General features: G+C 57.0%; 7 protein-coding genes. All 7 read right to left on the bottom strand.

The window, feature by feature from the left end; translation table 11 throughout:
- Positions 1-926: 926 nt before the first annotated feature.
- The 7 genes from K8I61_11695 to drmD all read right to left on the bottom strand — a co-directional run bounded on the left by K8I61_11695 (position 927) and on the right by drmD (position 18,895).
- On the bottom strand, positions 927-1,388 hold the full coding sequence (locus K8I61_11695) for an ATP-binding protein (GenBank protein MBZ0272692.1): 462 nt from the start codon (positions 1,386-1,388) through the stop codon (positions 927-929).
- Between the two features lie 216 nt (positions 1,389-1,604).
- Positions 1,605-3,818 (bottom strand): DUF87 domain-containing protein, encoded by a 2,214-nt coding sequence (locus K8I61_11690; GenBank protein ID MBZ0272691.1) that lies wholly within the window; start codon positions 3,816-3,818, stop codon positions 1,605-1,607.
- Complete coding sequence (locus tag K8I61_11685; protein MBZ0272690.1) at positions 3,808-5,214, bottom strand: SIR2 family protein; 1,407 nt, start codon at positions 5,212-5,214, stop codon at positions 3,808-3,810. The genes K8I61_11690 and K8I61_11685 overlap by 11 nt, the downstream gene beginning before the upstream one ends.
- A gap of 31 nt (positions 5,215-5,245) precedes the next feature.
- Positions 5,246-5,833, bottom strand: coding sequence for a hypothetical protein (locus tag K8I61_11680; GenBank protein MBZ0272689.1), 588 nt, complete (start codon positions 5,831-5,833; stop codon positions 5,246-5,248).
- A complete protein-coding gene (locus tag K8I61_11675; protein MBZ0272688.1) occupies positions 5,830-10,662 on the bottom strand; it encodes a DEAD/DEAH box helicase in 4,833 nt (1,610 codons plus the stop codon). Before K8I61_11675 ends, K8I61_11680 begins: the two co-directional genes overlap by 4 nt.
- Positions 10,659-15,668 (bottom strand): hypothetical protein, encoded by a 5,010-nt coding sequence (locus K8I61_11670; protein ID MBZ0272687.1) that lies wholly within the window; start codon positions 15,666-15,668, stop codon positions 10,659-10,661. Before K8I61_11670 ends, K8I61_11675 begins: the two co-directional genes overlap by 4 nt.
- Complete coding sequence (drmD, locus tag K8I61_11665; protein MBZ0272686.1) at positions 15,665-18,895, bottom strand: DISARM system SNF2-like helicase DrmD; 3,231 nt, start codon at positions 18,893-18,895, stop codon at positions 15,665-15,667. The genes K8I61_11670 and drmD overlap by 4 nt, the downstream gene beginning before the upstream one ends.
- Positions 18,896-18,972 lie beyond the last annotated feature (77 nt).

Below are 18,972 nucleotides of genomic sequence, written 5' to 3'. Positions count from 1 at the left end.
CCGCCGTATTCCGCCTCGTTCTCGGAACGAGCGGCGTCCCACGAAACTCCGCGCACCGCAACGACCGCCGGTGGTGCCTGAAAAAAAACCGAAAAATTCCGTTGACATGACATTAGATTTTTCGTATATTACGTAATATTGCTATTCGGAATTTCAAACACACCATTTCGAATTCGACCAGGGCGGCGGTTTGCGGCCACCGCCCCGGCCTGTTGTTTTCTTGGAGTCCACCGTGCCCGGCAGCATGGGATGGTTTCTCCGAAAGATATTTTTCTTGGTCCTCCTCCCGGCAACGCGCGCCCGTTGCTTTGCCGGAAGGCATTCGAATGAGAAAGAAGACCGCGGCGCGCTATGTGGGCGTTCCGCGCGCTTTCGCCACCGCGCTCGCACGACATCCCGCCTGCCCCGAACCGAATTCCGGGGCGGCGAGGTTCACGCGTAAGCGCGACTGCACATCCCGCCGGTAGCGAACCTGCCGGCCGCGTCCATGCCGAAGCGCCGCCGTTTGCAGGCGGCATTGCCACGCCGCAAAGGGACGCGACCGTTTGCGGCGGCGACACAACGCCTTCACGCGCGACCGCTCCCGCCGAGGGACGGCGTTGTCGCCAAGGCGTAATAACCCGCTCGCTCACGCTCGCGGCTCTGTTTGTCGCCGCGCGATCCGTTTCGTCCGCGCGACGGCGCTTCGTCTGCCGCGCGACGGCGTTATCGCAAGGGCGTAATAACCCGCTCGCTCACGCTCGCGGCTCTGTTTGTCACGCCGCGCTCGTGCCTCTTGCGATGGCGGCTCGTCGCGCGAACCGGGCGACCGCTCCCTCGCGGTCGCGGCTCTGTTTGGCGCGCCGCGCGGACCGGTCGCGCCGCTGTTGGCGCCTTGTCTTTCGCGCTCCTTCCCGGGGCGCCGATGCGCCCCGAGTCCGCGACGCTTACGCGGCCGCGTTGGTGAATGTTCGGTCGAGGCCGCGGTATTGGACGGCCTCGGCGATGTGCGTTGCGCGGATGTCCGGCACGCCGTCGAGGTCGGCGATCGTGCGCGAGACCTTGAGGATACGGTCGTGCGCGCGGGCCGACAGTCCGAGGCGCTCCATCACCGCCTCCATGATGCGGTGACCGTCCGCGTCGATGCGGCAGTAGCGGCGGATCTGCGTGACGCTCATCGCCGCGTTGCAGCGCGCCCGCGTGCCGGCGAATCGTTCAATCTGGATATTGCGCGCCGCGACCACGCGCGCGCGAATCGCCTCCGAAGATTCCGCCGCGGCGGGGTTGGCGATCTCCTTGTAACGCACGGACGGAACCTCGACGTGCAGATCGATGCGATCGAGCAGCGGCCCCGAAATACGCTGGATGTAGCGTGCGACGGCGCCCGGCGCGCAGCGGCACTCGTGCATCGAGTCTCCGTAATAGCCGCAGGGGCATCCGAGCAATGGACAAAGACAAACGGATAGAAGAGAGAAAATGATGTAGCCCGATTCTTGACGGTCGAAAAAGGCGGAACCAATCGATTTCGTTTCTGGAAGAAAACTCTTTTTACGAAACTGATCCGTCACTCTGTGTAGCAATTGCGCGTGACGATTTCTCAGCACTTCTGGTTGGCGTGATTTTCCCTAAACCCTTTTCTTGTCAGATTCCTTCTGGGCGCTTTCAATGTTTGCACCCTCCCATTTGGAACACACTGCTTCAAAATCCGGCTCCTTTTCCTCAAGCGTCCAACTCTTGTAAAACTTTGGATTTTTGCTCTTGGGTGCTGGGTTGACTTCTCGCATCTCGACCAATGCTGGGGCTTGAACACACTCTCCCAGCACCAAAGCACTTCGCGCTGCCAGCGCCGGAAGTTGGTCAAGAAGCTGACCGTAAATTCCGGGTACAATCTCTCGAAAATATCTTAAGTCTTCCGGATTTTGCAGCCGATGGACAATAAAACTGTTGCACTGTGATAATACTGTTTTTGATAGCTCACTTGGACGTTGCGAAGCGACAACGAGTCCTAATCCATATTTTCTCCCTTCGCGTGCAATACGTTCAAATGTTATTTTAGAAATCGACTCCTCCTCCGACTTCCTGGCCTCATGGATATAGTTTTGCGCTTCTTCAAGAACAAGGACCACTGGATATTCACCCCGACCAATTCCGCTTAATGGATCGCTAAGTCGTTGCAAAAACTCAAGTATTAATCTACCAATTAGCGCAGTCACGTTTTCGAGAACTTCAGATGCCATTAAACTTAAATCAATGACGACGACGTTCGACCGTGACATTCCCTCCCTTTGTTGATCGTAATATGGCAGTTGACCCTCACAACACTCATCGACATTGCTCAGTATGGACGGTGGCGAACTTTCGCTACCGAGAATATGACGTAAAAAGGTTGCCAAGGAATGCTTTACCGATGGCCACTCCGCGCATGTTGGGCCAAAAATAAATTCAAATCGTGAGTCCTCAAGCAAGCGATAAATACGCATCAACATAGTTGAACAGTTATCACGTGCCCTGGTTGAATTTGCTTCGTCTCTGGTCATCGCGTTTTCTAAATAACGATATCTAAACTCTGATTTGCTGAAATGTCGTGGGCAATCCGCAGATGACAAGTTCAGTTCAGAACTGTTTTTAGGAAGTCGTGTTAAAGCGCTCAATATTGGTTTTACCTTTTCCTCAATGCGTCTACGTTTATTGATGTCAATAGTCGCATAGGACTCGAACTTTTCACCTTCGCTCTTTATTCCTTCACGCACAATCTCGCGCATTTCTTCAAACCCTACTTTTAAATTCGTGCCTGTCACTTCTGGATAATTATCCGACAACATTTTTAGTTGCTTCGAAACAGAGATATCACTGATATAGGCAACAAAGCCGTCACACAACTGACGGATCGATTTGGCGTCGTTTTTATCGGAGCCTGAACTTAATCCGAGAATACGATTGCATTCTTTAATAATATTTTCTCTGATTTGTAACCATGTCTCCTCACCACTCTCCGTGTTCCTTGCCGTCGAAAGTGCATTCATTAAGACAGGACGTTGTACACCAGGTGAAGCACGGAACAACCGTACAAAATCATCGGCGTCCATAAACCAGTAAGGAATTGCAAGCCTTCGGGGTTCTTTTGTGTCCGTCGGTATATAAAGTGGCTGGAAGCGTACATCGGCCTCGACCCATTCATGGTCGCTATTTTCCTTTTGAAAGGCCGCTCTATATTCTCCGTTAGTGTCAATGATAACGAAACGCGTGTGCTTTACAGCAGGATTACAGAGAACAGATTGAATAATCGTTGCTATTGTACAAGATTTGCCAGAGCCGGTGCTCCCAATAATCGCCGCGTGCTTACCAAAGAACGCGTCTGGATCAATCCGTATATTATAGTCTGGAAATACCACCGACCGGCCTATGTTAATGCAATACCCAGGCCTTTCTGGAGAAAACTGTTCTAGCCCTGGTTCGTTACCAAAAATGGCATCGAGATCCTGCCGAGTTGTCATCAATACTGGTGTATCAAGTACAGGAAACAAGCTGATACCTTGGCGAAACCGGCCTTCATCGATAGTGCCAATCATCGTAGCTTTCATTAAACGCCTAGCCGAAGGAAGGGTAACCATTGTTTTTTCGGCCTTCAGTTCGCTTTCTTCGGTTAAAACCACTCTAGTAATCATCGCTACGATCCGTTGTGCGCCGACCGGAATAACAATATAAGAATTGATTCTGCCCACCTCCAGGGCACCCTCAAATGTTGACCGTGTGAGCGCTTTGAGATCCCTGCTCAATTCAATAGTAACCTGGGCGGTGTCTACTGCAACGAGTCGCCCAATCTCGTGGTCACTGATCATTTTCGTCTTCTCCGGAGTCGATTGACGTATTGCTTTTCGTTGACAGCGCTTGGAAGGTACGCATGACCCTTCGGCTAATCTCTTCTTCACGAAGGTCAGGTAAAAGATTCTCGACAAATTTCGCAAACGTTCCGATGTCCATTCCTGTTAGCATCCACACTCGCTCGTCTCGGAGGTTTTGAAGGTCCCTCACAAATCCGCTTGTTGGGTTTGGATCGACGACGACGAGGGTAAAACTGGGAATTGCGAGCGCCTGCCTTATTAGAGCGTTTACGTGGTCATCGCCGAAGCCATAGCCTATGACAAAAAGGGCTGACTGGGGTTGGGCAATGGCATTGCCGAACCGCCTAAAAAGCTCGGAATAGGGCATGGCCAACGTTTGTCCGTATTTTAGCGGGGAAGGAAAGATGACAACATCGTCGGAAGAAGAGGCGTCCTGGTCGTGGTAAGTGGCGTAAAGCCCGAATGGATTCTCCCAATTTTGGTCGCAGCGATGCCAAGTCAGAGAGCCATGCAGCTTATAAAGGTGAATTGCTCTATCAAACCTATGAACCCGCCCTTCTGTTGTGTGCGCAGGAAAGTAGAAATCAATATCGAAGGATTCCGGTCGAAATACTCGCCTTAGTGATCCTATAAAACCATCGACCAGAACAGTCCCTTCAGCATCGGCGGCTTGTTCCAGCATGGTGTCGTAATTGAGTGTAAATAAGTTGACCCTTCGAAGATTGAGTGGCCGCGTTAGCAGCTTTTTCAGAAAACGTCGATGTGTTCGAATCGAGTCTTCTTTGCCTTTGTGTGGCAAATTCAAAACGGCTGTCAGGCTATGGGTAAGGTGTCGAGTGAGAGTGCGGAGATCTCCCATTTCCATAGGTACGTCAGATGGTGTGGTTATTTTCAAGGAAATAGCATCGGACACGAACCCTGCAAGCCACGTGTAAAGGCGACCCAAATATTCTTCAAAATTAAATGGTATTGGCTCAGGGTGTTGGTCGGAGTCGCCAAGTAGTTTCGTTTTACGATCTTCAAGGCGAATGGTACGTCCTGATAGGAGCGATGCCGTCTGATAGAAACATTCTACCCATGCAGGCACAGTTGTCGAACTGGTGTTGCTTTCAAGCGCTTCCTTTACAATGGCCTTCTCTATCGGAATTGGTATGGTGGCAAGGGATATTCCTCCAGCATCAATTGAAGCTCCTGCTCCGAGAAGAAAGGAGACATTGTCCATTTTGAGGAGCGTGCCAAATCTGACTCGCATCTCCTTCATGACCTCAGTTAATCGCGACTTCGCTTTGTCCTTAGCATCATCATTTTCCGTCATTTCGGAATCAGTAAAATCAAGAAGCTCGCGACCACCGATCAGGATATGGCCATCGAAAAGCCGCTCTGCTGTGTCCATCAGAAATCCTCCAGTACCCACGGGTAAATTTTCATGTTTTGAACCAATTTTCGTTGTCGCGGATTCTATCCGCCATCTCGCGGCCAGCGAGAATTCTTCCGAGACGATAGAAGTGACGGCGCATCGCTTCTAGGTCCGTTAGATGCCCATAAGGTATTTCGATCACCTCATAGGCCCGACCGCGCAGTTCATCTCGAATTTCCCGATCCTTTTTCAGGGTCCTCGGATTACCGTGGATGTGCTTGCTCATGCCGTCGAGGTAAATGCAGATGCCTTCTCTTGCCCCGGTCGGATCTTCGATGAAGAAATCCGGCGTCGTCGTCCCAAGCGGTCGTCCGAGATCGATGGGATGTTGAGCCTTAAAGCCGTGGAAACCCGCGCGTTCCAACATCGCCTTTAGCGCTTTTTCGGCCTGGTTGACGGGCATCTCCGTCGATGGTTCATCAGGCAGACGCGGCGGCAGATCATGAGAATAAGCAAGGCTTGCGCCCCAATCAGACAGCCGCTCGACCGCGAGTTGGCGATTCAAATAGCGGTGGTAGAAAGCGTTGCGGAACTGCAGCAAGCAGTCAACACACGCCCGCGCGCATTCCGCCGGGCATTCCCGGACGAACTTCAACGCCGCATCGATGACCTCGTTCCACCGCCCCAACATCTGTTCGAGAAGTCCCGACCCACCCGGCATTGGGTCGTAAAGGAGAATGTCGAGTTTTTCGTCACCCGGTCGCCCGATGGCGAGCAACTGCAAATCGCCGATCTCCATTTCCACACGTGGGCCGCACCTTTGCGCAGTGCTTCCATGACGCTGAAGGCTTCTTCGCGGTCGGCGCAATCTTGCAGACAGATCGCATCCGCCACGATGTCGGCATAGAAACCGATGCTTTCCACGGGAGCGCCGCACCGCTCCTGATGGTCTTTCGCAAACTGGTCGAGATCGGCGTGGGAGGCCAGCGGCGAACGGCTCTGGCCGCAGATTCGGCAGACCGGATAGCCCAGACCATTGCCCGAGCGAACTTGGTTCGCCACGCCGACGTTGACTAATCGCAAGAAAACGCCCGAGCGATAAGTAACGGCCTTCGGCCCCCAAGTGAACGATTTTCCACCCTCGTGTCGTGCCTGCTCGTATCCATAGACCGCGACACCGAGTTGGAATCGGTAGTCCTCTTCGTCCGTGATGTGGGAGTTGTGCGGAAGATCGACATCGCAGATCGGCACCGCCTTCAACGCGGCGGTCGCCAACGTCGATGTTGCACCATCCGTTGCCGTGCCGACCTCTCGGATAGCTTCCTGTGCGCTACTGACCTGAAAGAGTAACGGCTCTACGGGCTCGAGGTGGAAAAACCTTGGCAGGAAGCGATGGCCGTTCGCGTATATCAGATTTCCCGGAATGTACTCGTGTAGGGCAAGCGATTGGCTTCGCCGCAGTTCCCAGTTCCGAATGTCCGAAGCGAACGGCGGGGCCAGATAGAATCCGACAACCGAGCCTGTATCGAGGCCATACCCCGGCAAGAACCCCTCGGCCGCCAATACAGAGTAGGTGTAGGTGTCGTCGTAGCCCTCGGCCTCGCGCCGCTTCTTGCGACTTATCCCTTTGAGCTTCTTGACGAGGCGGTCACAGCGATTGCGGAGCGCATCCTCTTCGGGATCGAGCGTTCCTTTTCTGTGTCGTACCGAATCCAAACGACTCAATTGTTCCAACGCCCAATGGAGCCGTTTGCTCAGTCGGACGAGCACGTTTTTTAGCGCCTCGCCCATGCCGTCGACATATCCCTCCAGTACCGATGCCTCGACGACGTTGGAATCCGCGACCGGCCAGCCCTGCGCGAACACCGTGCGAACATGATCCAGGACGTGCGCCCTATGCTTTACTAGCGCCTGGGCGAACAGGGTTAAATCGAACGGCTCAGATCGAACATTTCCACTATCATCGAAAAGGTAGGCTTTGATCTGCGCGGGAAAGCAATGATCCAGTGCGGCCGCGAGTTCAGTCCGGTCGGGTTCCGGCAAGGCGCGCCCCGATTTGGCCAGGCCGTGGAGAACAGTGAGGACCGAGGCGTGGACGTGCTTCTGAATCATCACGCCGTTTTTTAGGTTGAAGCTTGGCGGCAGAATGCGGCCGTTGAGCATCTTCATCGGATCGACGAAATAAGCCCGGTCGTGACTTGCGGGGCGGGCGTAGGTCATGTTCACGGCCATGCGGTGCCGCCGACCGGCGCGACCGGCACGCTGCCAGTAATTGGCGGGGAGAGGCGGGACATTCCGCATCAATACCGAATCCAGGGCACCGATGTCGACCCCGAGTTCCAATGTGGGCGTGCAGACTAGGGTGTTGAGCCGCTCGCCATCCCCCTTGAACATCCGCTCGATGAGTTCTCGATCCGATGCAGGGATCTGTGCCGAATGCTCGCGCGGGCGAATCATGCTGAACTGCTGATCCAACACCATCAGGTCGTAATTGTCCGAGTCCTCGTCCTCGAACTTCAAGGTGCCGCTGCATCGAAACACCATGCAGGCCGAATGCGGTGTCTTTCGGACGTTTGGCCTACGACAGACATCGCACCGATAGACGCCCTTGTTCGCGTGGATCAGTAACCGGTCAGCATCTATTTGCTTGACGTCCGCGCATCCGGGCAGCGCATTGTTTCGGCGGCCGACGAGCGTCACGCTCGCCAACAGGCGAAGCTTGTCGGTGAGCAAGCGCCAGAGTTCTTCAAAGAATTCCTTGATCTTATCGTCGGGGACGCCCCAGTTCTTGGCGGCCTGACGTGCCGCCGTACCCGCTCGCTGACCCAACCACTGGATGATTCGGCTACGTTCGTCATTCGCTTCGTATCGGAGCTTCAGTCCCTTGGGACCGCCTTTCAGAATCGGCAGATAGCCGTATTGCACTTCGCGGTCGCCTTCAAACCAAATCTTACTGAAGACCTGGTCCTCGCGGTCGAGAAGTGCGCGATTGCGCCGCGCGACGTCGAGAAGCGCAGCGACACCCGCCAGAAGCTCCTCTGGTGTGCATCCAGTTTCCGGTGCCCACCTTTGAAAGAAGTCAAGGTTAGCGTCCAACCCCACGTATTCCACGCGGATGCGGCCCCACGGCTCAAGACCGATGCGTTGGCGCGCTCCTGTGGTGATTTCTCGCAAGATCTGGATACGCAGAAACCGTTTTCGCTCGCGGGCGTGTTCAAGGCCCGTGGCTTCCTTCCGCGCCACGCGCCAGACTTCGGGAATCAGCGCCGCCGAGAGGTCGTCGTCCAGATCAAGGAGCCGATCAAGATGCGCTGTCAGATCCCCGATGGAAATCGGTCCCTTCTCAATTTGTTGGTACATCAGCGAACGCAGACGGAACCGACGGGCGTGATCCTGCATCCACCCGGCCTGGAACGCGGCGTCCTGTCGGTTGTCGGCAAATACCAGAAGGCGCTTGCGCACGGCGTGCTGGATCATGCTCTGGGCCAAGACGTGGACATCGGATACGGTCAACGCACGGATCGGGCGGGCCGGTTCACGGTAGGTCCCCAGATACCGTCGCCCCAGTGAGCCGCAGGCGACACACCTGGAGAGATATCCTGGATTGTCCTTGTCCTGCCAGACAGCGAATAGGCCGACCAAATCGCCTTCGCGGCCGCAGCCGTCGCACCGATCAATTTTCTTTGGGTGAAGCGTGCCGCAATATCGGCAGAAGAAAAGCGGTGTGCTTTTACGTGGGATATCGTTGTCCTCGTCGTCATCTTCACCAAGGGCCAATCGATCCAGCAAGACCACTCGACTGCCGTTGAGGGCTTGATCGAGAGGCGGCCAGTAGAATCGATCTTCCTTCGCCTCACCACCTCCAGGGGTCTTCCCGCTCAGATCGAAATCCTTGACGAAATGGACGAAGTAGTGTTGGCCGCAAGTGGTGCAGGTCGTCGCTTGAAGGCGGAACAGGCTCCCTTCCTTTTCGGCGGCGTCTTCAGCGGACAACCAGAGGCGCGGCAGCTGTTCATCGGGCGGGAACGTCACAACCGCCCCACTGACGCCACGGACAAAACAGTGAACCACGGGCCGCAATAGCGGCCGTTCATCCTCGCTGCGCGACGCGGCACCGAGCGCCAACCAGGTGAGAATCTCCTCGACCGGAACGGGACGCCCGAGTCGCGCTGTCAGATCCTCGACGAGTTTCAACAACGCACGAGGTTCCTTGAGGGCTTCGGCGATCTGGAACACGATCTCGTTCGCGGCGAGCCTGTCGTAAAGGCTCTGGTGCCATTTCGTTGGATCGAGTGCGGCACCGGTCATCGCCTGGAAAACTCCACGCAGCATCTTCACGGCGTCCTTGGACGGCGGGGTCTTTTCCAGTTCGAAGATCGCGTCCAAGACTGTCTGCAACTGAACAACCGGATCGCCGGGTAATGGCGCGCTTGGCGTGCGGGTTTTAGCCCAGGTATCTTCCTCGTACTCCTCGCCGATCAGCGAGACGTTGTCGGGTTCAACGCCGAAAAACCGCGAAGCAAATGCGCGTCCGGCATCCGGTCCTCGAACAGGATCGGCGATGGTTGCTGAAGTGGCGACGCACACCGTGTCTTTCGGTCCCTTGCCGCAGAAAGCGCGGAGGCGGCGGATCAAGCAAGCGGTTTCCGCGCCTGCCGCTCCAGCGAATGTGTGCGCCTCGTCGAACACCAAGAATTCGAGGCGAGCGTTGTCGAATAGCTCCACGTCCTGATGCCGCGTGAGGAGCAATTCAAGCTGCTTCACGTTCGTCAGCAGAATGCGAGGCTGCTTGCCCGGCATGCGCATTTCCTCACGCGATGTGCTCTCCTCGGACGGATGAACAGCCCGCGAGTCCTTTTGCTCCCGAAGCTGCTTAAGTTTCGCCTGATAATCGGCGCGTGACGAACCTGCCGGAAGTCTGGCCCCCGCCACATCCGCTTTGTGTTCGGGCGTCTTGCCAACGTACATTCCAAATGAGATGCCAGTGCCTGTCAGCAGGTCTCGCAGACGCCCCAACTGGTCTTCAGCCAGTGCGTTCATCGGATAGACAATGACCGCAAGAATTCCCTCGGCCGCGTTTTCATCCCGTAGCTTCAGGCACCGACTGATAATGGGGTACAAAAAGCACTCGGTTTTCCCAGACCCGGTTCCCGTCGAGATCAATGTTGACTGTCGTTTGGCGATCTCTCGGATAGCCGTTTCCTGGTGCCCATAGACGTTCTGGAATGGAACAAGACTGGCCATGTGAGGATGCAGCAGCCCTTCTGCGATCAAGGCCGCGACCTTTGCGCCTTTGCGAAACGACCGGCTCAGGCTGATGTATGGACCTTTCATCAGTGGCGTCGCGCGGGTTTCTTCCAAGCTCAGAAGGCGCCGCATTTGGGCATTCAGATCGCGGTCGGCAAGCTGGTAGGTCGTGAATTGATATTTCAGAAAATCGCTGACCACTTTTTCCGTGTATGTAATCGGATTCAGCACGCTCATTTCCTCCGGGATTTCCGCGTCGGTTCAACGACTTTTCCAAATAGGTCAGTCGGTTCCGGATTTCCAAACAGGTCCTTGGGTGCGTCACTTCTCGAACCTGCCGTTGGCACTGCCGTTTGAGAGGGCTTTGGTCGCGGCACGATCCTCTCGATTAGCTCGGCGTGCCGCTCGCATTCCTCCCACGATTCTTCGACAGATTGCTCAAGCTGCCAGGGCAAAAACCGGTCACCTAGCCGAGACGCCACGGGTTGGTATTCCTTGGCGCGGTCGTCGTGGCCAAGTCCATAGTCTGCGAGCCGCAACTTCTCTGGAATCATCCAACCCTCGCCATCGTTCTGCGAGAGGAATGCATCCAGCCCTTTTTCTTTCAGGTCGCAGAAGGCGACATACGCTAAAACGGGATGTCGCAGTTCCGGGTCACACTCTTTGTCGACTCTCCAAAAGCCCTTGGGATCGAGAGCACGTGTGAAGTCGTCCGAATGCATCACTGCCGCCGGGTTGTCGCAATCGCGGATGATCCAAGCCAAGTCCCAAGAGGTGAGGCCATAAAGGTCAGCAACAACTGCGTCAACGATGCTTCGAAATCGGAGGCGTTCATGGAGCGTGACGGCCCAGAGCGCCTTCCACGGGTGGCATCGTTCGGCCATCGACAGGGTCAACCACTCGTGGGCGAAAATGAGATGGCCGAAGGCCAAACTTGCGCCGAGAACCGGCAGGCGGCGATGTTGGTCCGACCAGCCGGGACGCAAGACAGGTACGTCTTCAATCACGAAGAGGTTGAGGTGCATGCCGCCCATGCGCAGTCGGGTCGCCCAGTCACAAGCTAGACTCGTGAGCGCCACCGCGAGCCCGAGTGGTCGCTCGCGGTCGGTGCGTAGTATCCCAAGCGTGTTCCCGCATGGAACATCCGGCACGACAGAAGTGATAAATGTGCGTTCGTTGGTCGCATTCGAGATATCTCGGAAGCCGAGCTTGCATCCACGTAACCCGCCGCCGTTCTTCTCGAAGATCGTCTCAGCGGCCATGAGGAACTGGGGGGCCAGGCGTTTCTCCTCCCAGCTAAGGGGCTCCCAATGTGCCCTATTTCCGGCACCGCTTAGATATCTTGCGGCCGCAAAATCGAACTGCCCGATCATTACACCCTGGTACAGCGGTAACGCGACGTCCTCGATCTCGTCCACATAAATGGTCTGAGTTCCATCACACGAGAGGACCAACCCTTTCTTCCTATTCAAGATCGATCTCGGACCGTCGTAGGGCTTCCACTTGCCCATGAGCCAGTGACCGTATTCGTCGGGTCGATACCCTTGCTCCTCCCACTTGGGCGTCGGCGGGAAGAGCTTTGAGTCGTTGGTCATGTGGAACTCAGTGGCGTATTTGATTCCCCACCCATCCGGACTATCGTCGCCGAGCAACACTCCCTTGGCGTAGAGCTTCTCCAGAATTTCCAAATCGCGCTCAGTCCGGATTTCAAGAATCGCTTTGGATTTCGGGCTGAACTGCTCAACGCGTTCACGCGGATAGGCGAGCACGTGCCGCTCCGCGTCCTCCCAGTCCTCCAGAGAGCGATGCATGAACGTGGCGCGGATTGCCTTGGTCGAGCCGCCCTTCTTCACGATTACCGGGCAGAACTTGAACGACCTGTGGATGTCGAAGATCCCTTCACGGTTTTCAAAACCAAACAGCCACAGCCACTCGCACTTGGTCAGGAACAATTGCCGAAGGCTTGTGCTGCCTTTGTCGGTGTAGACGCCTGATGGTACGAGGAATCCGAACTGCCCGCCGCTTGCCGCGAGAGCGTGCGCGATTTCAAGGAACATCTTGTACGTATTGATGTCTGCCGATCCCTGGTGCCGGTAGGGGTGTTCCGGGTCCGAATAGCCTTTCCTTCCCTGGCGTTGCTTGCGCCAGCTATCGTGCAGGCTGACATTGTCAGTTGTCGACCTGGAGAACGAGAGTTTATCACCGCCCTCCTTTACGTCGCCGAATGGGAACGCGGAGTGCTTCGTCCAGTTTGAAAGTGCCTTTAGTTGGGCACTGTAGATCAGCCAATTCCGCGCGAGGTCGGAATTGCTGGCAAAGAATTCACGCTGCTTGGCGAGAGCTTCTTGCTTGCCGTAGGCTCGGTACAAAGGGTCGATGTTCGAGAAAAACTCTTTCGAGTTCGGCTTCTGGATTTCCCACGGCGGGTTGCCGATCAGCGCATGGAATCCGGATTTCGGTCCCGAAAATACATCCGGAAACTCCAACTCCCAATGGAAGAACCGATGGTGAGCAGTCAGGCTTCGCACCATGTCCATTGTGGATTTGGAAGGAGCAACAAAATCCCTTGGCATCGGAGCGAGGTTCAGTTGGTCCCCCGGCCAGAACCAGACGGCGGACCACGTGTCGAACGCCGACTTTAGACGTGAAAACTCCTCGTTCGCCAGGATATGCTCTCGATAGATCGTCTCGCGCCGCTCGGTCTCTTGCACCGGCAGCGCATGCAATTCCTCAAACACGCGCACCGCGTCTCGATGCAGATCGTCGAGCGTGAAGCCTTTTTTCATGAAGGGCAGAACGTCTTCCCGACGCGCCTTGATCCAAGCGGCCAAGGCCGGTTTGACCTTCGTGTTTTTGAATTGCTTGATGGCATCGGTCCATTCGTCACCCTGTCGCTCCCAGGCCATCGCCGGGTATTCCTGGAAGCGGTCGAACCAGCATCCCACCAGACTGTTGCCGCATTTGATCTTGTGATCGAGGAAGCTGAACGGCAGCCGCTGATCCATCGTCTCGATCCAGAGCGCCATGCGCGCCAGTTCGACCGCCAGAGGGTCGAGGTCGACGCCGTAGATGCATCGTTCGACGACGTGGCGCTTGAGTCGGGCGCGCAGACGGTCCTCGAATTCTGGATGGTCTTTCGGTACGGGCAACGATTCCTGTGAAGGGTGGTCGAGCGGTACACCGTCGGCCAGACGGCAGATTGTTCGCCCCACAGTTTCTTCGAGTCGCCCGTGGTGATGGAGGCTCACCAGCAGTGCGTCGGTGATGAAGCGTAAGGCAGCGACCAGGAAGGAACCGCTGCCCATCGCCGGATCGCAGACCTTGAGCGCCAGGATATCCTCGGGTTTCTTGGGAACGGCCTGACCGTCCGAGCCTACATCAAAGGCCAGCGGTTGCAGGGTCCGGCGCGTCGTCGGAACCGCCAGTTGCGGCCGCGTGTAGAACGTGCCCGCGCCCTTGCGAGTTCCGCCCCAACGAACCAGATACCAGTCGCCGGGTGGAATGATTCGCCCAACAAGCCCTCTTGCGGCCTTCCCAACGTGCTCCTCGTATTCCGCCTTAGCGCGGCCTTCTTTTTTACCCTTGGGCGCCTTGACGATCTTCGCAGCCTTGACGGCGCGCTCGGCCCAACCAAACACCGCATCGCGGATCGCTTGGTCGACATCGAGTTCCTCGACAGGTTCGTCGTCGTCTGCGCTCTCGGCTTCGATCTCCTCCTCTTCGCCCTCGTCCTCACCCTCGTCACCGCCTTCCTCGGACTCTTCCTCGGAAGCCATCTTCTTCGTGGAGACCTTCAGCTTGGACAGGAGCGAAGAAAGTCCGCTGTCATCCATTGCCTCCAAACGCGAGAAGGGCAGTGCCGGTTGGTCGCCGATGTTCAAGAACACGATAGGCGCATCGGTCTCGGCGCGACGCAACTCGAAGTCGAGCAAGCCTTCATAGAGTATGCCGATGTATTCGGAGGACAGATCGGAAAAGTCCACCGGAACGGGTACCCAAGTGCTGCCGCGCCCTTGGCGAACCTTCACCTTGCTGTGGCACAGCAGTTCCAAAATCCGATGCGCGTCGGCGTCGCTGGGACAGTCCTTCTGGTTCTCCAATGCGGCCAGGGCCCTTGATGTCGAATCGTCAGCATTCGGATCGCCCGGTGTAAAAAGACCGCCGCCGTAACGCTGGATCGGCAGCGCCTCGTGGCCGGAACCGGAAAAGATCAGCCGAAACAGTGAGATGATCCTCGGCCACGCGCCCCAGGAATGTCGAAGCCGTTCTGGGCCGCGTCCACCGGCAAGCCGATCCAGTTGTTCGCGCAGGCCCTGTAATCCGTAGGAGTCGTTGTAGATAGGATTGTTGCGAGGCAGCAATTCCCTGGCTTCGGCGAAAAGCACGACAACGCAACGCATGATGAGCCGCGTGGCGGCAATGTAAATGGCGCGTCGCGTTTCAGGGGTCGGAGCATTGCCTTCAAACACGTTGAGGGCTTCGCTCGATGCGTGAACGAGATGTTCGACCGCCTGGCGCACCCGCTCGCCAAGTGCGCTGCTCAGTTCCGCTTGGCCTTTGCGGGAAGCCTGGATCGCCGCGAGTAGGCGTGATGGTTCGTCAGCCGAGCGCTTCTTAAGCGCGTCCACGCCGAGGAGTTGACGCAGCGCCGTCACCTGGGAACCCGGCGCACCCTCTTCAAACCACAAGTCGATGTCCCACTCGCACCAAGCGTCGTAGTCCGCGCCCGCATGGATCAATCGCCATTGGCGAGCGTTCGTCAGCAGGGCGATCTTCTCGCCCGTATGGCGAAGCCACTCGATGACACGCGATACCGAGCGGCGACCGCGACCGATACCCAGGCGACTCACCGTCTCGTGATCGTGCCCAGCACCCAACGCGGCGTCGGCAACGAATACGGGCAGGATTTCTCCTGAAGCGTCCTGCCACAGGTAGCGAGGTTTGACGATCTCACCGGTAATCGCTCGGCGCGACCACTTGGTATCGACGACGCTGCCTTTAGTCCACTGGTTTTTCGGATAGCCGAGGACGTGTTCAACGAGCGTGTCGAAGAGCGTCGGAAGGTATTTATCCTCGCCGCTCTGAAGTCTCGTAACATCCCGGCGCAGGCGCTCGATGACGTATTTCGGAAGCGGATCGATATCCTCGGGGAAGAACTCAGCCAGCTTTGACGGTGCGATGAGAAGGCCGCCATGCTTCAGCGAAACCCACCATGCTCGCTCGCGGGAGATCGCGGTCGTCATGGCCGAACCTCCCTCGGTAAGAGAATCTCCACGGCAACGGGGAAAACCTGGACCTTCCCACGCAGGCTGTATCGCTGGGGCAGGATCTGCTCCAGGACCCGCTTACGTTCGATCTTGAGACGGTCGAGCAAATCCTGGTAGTGGCTGCGCCGCCTCTTCAATTCCTCTTCCAGGTCACGCAGGCGCTCCTCTTGGTCGCGCACCTGTGGCGCGAATAATTCCTGCTGCTTCATCACGGCAAGGAGCTTGTCGCGTTCTTTTTCGAGCTTCTTGATGTTGTTCTCACTCATCAGCCGCTCGATCTCTTTCTGGCGATGATCGAAGGTCTTCTTCTCCTCGACAGCGGCGACCTTGAATCGCTTCTCCATGTGCGCCCGAACGAGGGTGGTCAAGCGTTCGGTTTCGGACTTCAACATCGTGGCGAGGTCGGGATCGATCTCCTCCCAAAGGTCCTTTGCTCGCTTTACGGCTCGATCACCCGCAGGAGCGGCTCCGCTGGAACAGGCCGCCGGAACAACATGGGGCAGAGGATTTTTAAGTTCGCCGCCCTTGACTGGAATCTGGATCGTGCGAACCCAATGGTGAAACGGCTCGCGCAATTCGTTGACGCCCAGTTCTTCCACGGTCAGCAGGACCAAGGCATCGGTTCCTGCCGGAACATCGCCATGCCGCACACACCATCGGCTCGCGGCGAAATCGCCCCCAGCCCCCGGAAAACGCGCTCGGGCGTAGGTGACGAGCGCATGCCGGAACATCGGATGTCCCAGATGAAGGAGCACGGTGTCCTTGGCAGGCCTGAAAACCGGGCGCCCATTGTTCCTTTGGACGAATAGCAGAGGATCGAAAATGAGACCGGGCATAGGGCCGGGAACACCGCTCTTGCCTTTCAAGCGAACGGAATCGTTAATCAGTGATTCCCACTTTGGCGGCCGATGACCAAGCTTGAACCGTCCTCGTTCGTCCGGCCCTTCCAAACAGCGCATTCCGATCCCGAGGCCAAGTGCGATTTCAAGCGTGGAGCGAAGCGTCTCCGGAGTGAGATCGATCTCGCGGCACATCTGTTCGAGGCGGCTCTTTTCCTGCTCGCCGGTCGACATGTTTTTTTTCCGGGGCACCTCGGCGCGATTGCGGTTCGTCTCCACATCGCGGTCGAGGCCGCTAATGACTCGATCCGAGTCCTCCAGGTCGACGAATCGGCGGGCGAACGCTGCATCAAAAACCTCGCCCATCGATCCGAGGTCCTCTCGGATGGTTTCCACTTTCTTCACCACGTGCCCAAGGAACTTGAGATCGGCGTCGTCTTCGCTGGCGAAGTGATGGACGCTCACGTCCCGCGCTTGACCATGTCGGTCCAGGCGGCCGTTGCGTTGCTCAAGACGCGACGGGTTCCAGGGGATGTCGAAATGCAGCATCAGGCGGGCGGTCTCTTGCAGGTTCAGACCTTCCGAGGCCGCGTCCGTAGCGATCAGAATTCGGATCGGGTCGTTGGGGTCATTGAAAGCGTCGCGGATCAAATCGCGGTCAGCCTGATCCATGCCGCCATACAGAATACGGATGCGTTCACCGTCGTCCTCGAAGGCTGCCTTCAAGCGTCGTTCGAGGTAGTCGAGCGTCGTCTTGTATTCCGTAAAAATGACCAGGCGCTCATCATCGAGCCACTGCCGGTCGCGCCGCAGGTGTTTGTTGATCAGTTCGATGACTCGGTCCAGGCGGCTGTCCTTTTTGGGATCGGTGGGCGAGTCGTCGCGCCAAGCGATACCGAGATGCTGTAGCGTTGTATCGATGGCACTGATGTGTTCCTGCAGCGTGGTTACCAGAGGCTTCAACCACGCGCCGACAGTTCGCACCGCATGGCGCGTTCGATCTTCACGCTCCCGGTCGTCGTCGATGTCTGCTTCGCTGGCGCGCTTGGCGGCCGCGACCTCTTCAGAATCGGCAGCTTCCTCTTCGGAGAGTCCGTTTTTGAATCGACACCAGGATTCGCCAAAGGTATAGGGGCAGGACAGCAATCGCTTGTTCAGAACCTCGACCGCAAACGATCCGGCCAATTGTTCCGTCCGGCTTGAGGCGGCGATCAGCGTCTTGACCTTTTTACGGAACGACTCGACTGCTTCGGCCAGGAGCTTTTCCTCCCGGTGGAAGTAGAGTGGGACCGGAACCAAGTAGCGTTCTGCAAAACGACGAGGCCGTTTCAGGCGGTCGTCCAGTTCGTTGATCTCGCGCTTGAGGCGTCGAACGACCACCGTCTCGACACGGGCCTTTTCGTCATCGCTGAAATCGCTTGTCTGGGTGAAGCGAACCGGGTCGAGCAGTTCCAGAAGACCTGAAAACGACCGCGTGTGTCCGTTGTGCGGCGTCGCGGTCAGGAAGAGTTTGTGCTCGAAGTATGGGGTGATGCTACGCAACATCTTCGTCAGGTCGCTGTCGTCGCCGAAGTTCGAGGGCATCAGGTTGTGGGCCTCGTCGACGACGAGCAGATCCCAGGGAAGCTGCGCAGCGAGCGGCGCGTCCGGATCGGTCGGACGGCAAGTGGAAAGAAACTGTTCCAGCACGTCGGGTTGGCGCAGGTAATGGTAGGACGTGGCGACGCGTGGAAAGACGCGCCAAGGATTGGCGTGCAAACCAAGGCGCTTCTGGAGTGCGTGGGTTTCTGGCCGGTCGACGATGTCGAAGGACAGCGCGAATTTTTGCTCCATCTCCTGCCGCCACTGGTTTCGCAGCGACGCCGGGCAGATGATCAAGACGCGTCGGATGCGCCGCCGAATCAGGAGTTCCGTAAGGACGAGGCCCGCTTCGATGGTCTTGCCGAGGCCGACGTCGTCGGCCAGCAGCAGAGACACTCGTGGCATCTGTAGCGCCTGCAGGAGCGGCACCAATTGGAAGTCATCAACCTGGATCGCGCCGTGAAACGGTGAGGATATCGGCAACTCGGACAGTTCTCCGGAGCCGTCAGGACTCAAGAACGGTGTGATCGCGCTCCAGCGGGTTGCCCGAAGCAAGGCGTCGTATTCAGCGTGGATCATTGGCGCGCTGCCGGAAACTTGCGGAAGGGTTGTCGGCTCCAGTAGCGTCGCGCCTTGTTCGCGTTCCCAAAGCACGGCGTCTTCCGGTACGCCGTCAAGGTCGGTGTACTCGACGCGAACAAGGTGAAGGCGACCGTCAGGACCGGCATCAAACGGTTCCACGGAAGCCACGAGCGCCCGGCGGTTCCGCAGCGTGGCCATCATGCCCACGCGAGGAATCGATATCGGGTCAAGAGTTTTCTGGGCCATCAGCGTCTGTCCCCAAAACGAAATCCATCGAC

Source organism: bacterium, from assembly GCA_019912885.1.
Lineage (GTDB): Bacteria > Lernaellota > Lernaellaia > JACKCT01 > JACKCT01 > JAIOHV01.
Note: the sequence above shows the minus strand (reverse complement) of the source record. Positions and strands in the feature narration are given on the sequence as shown.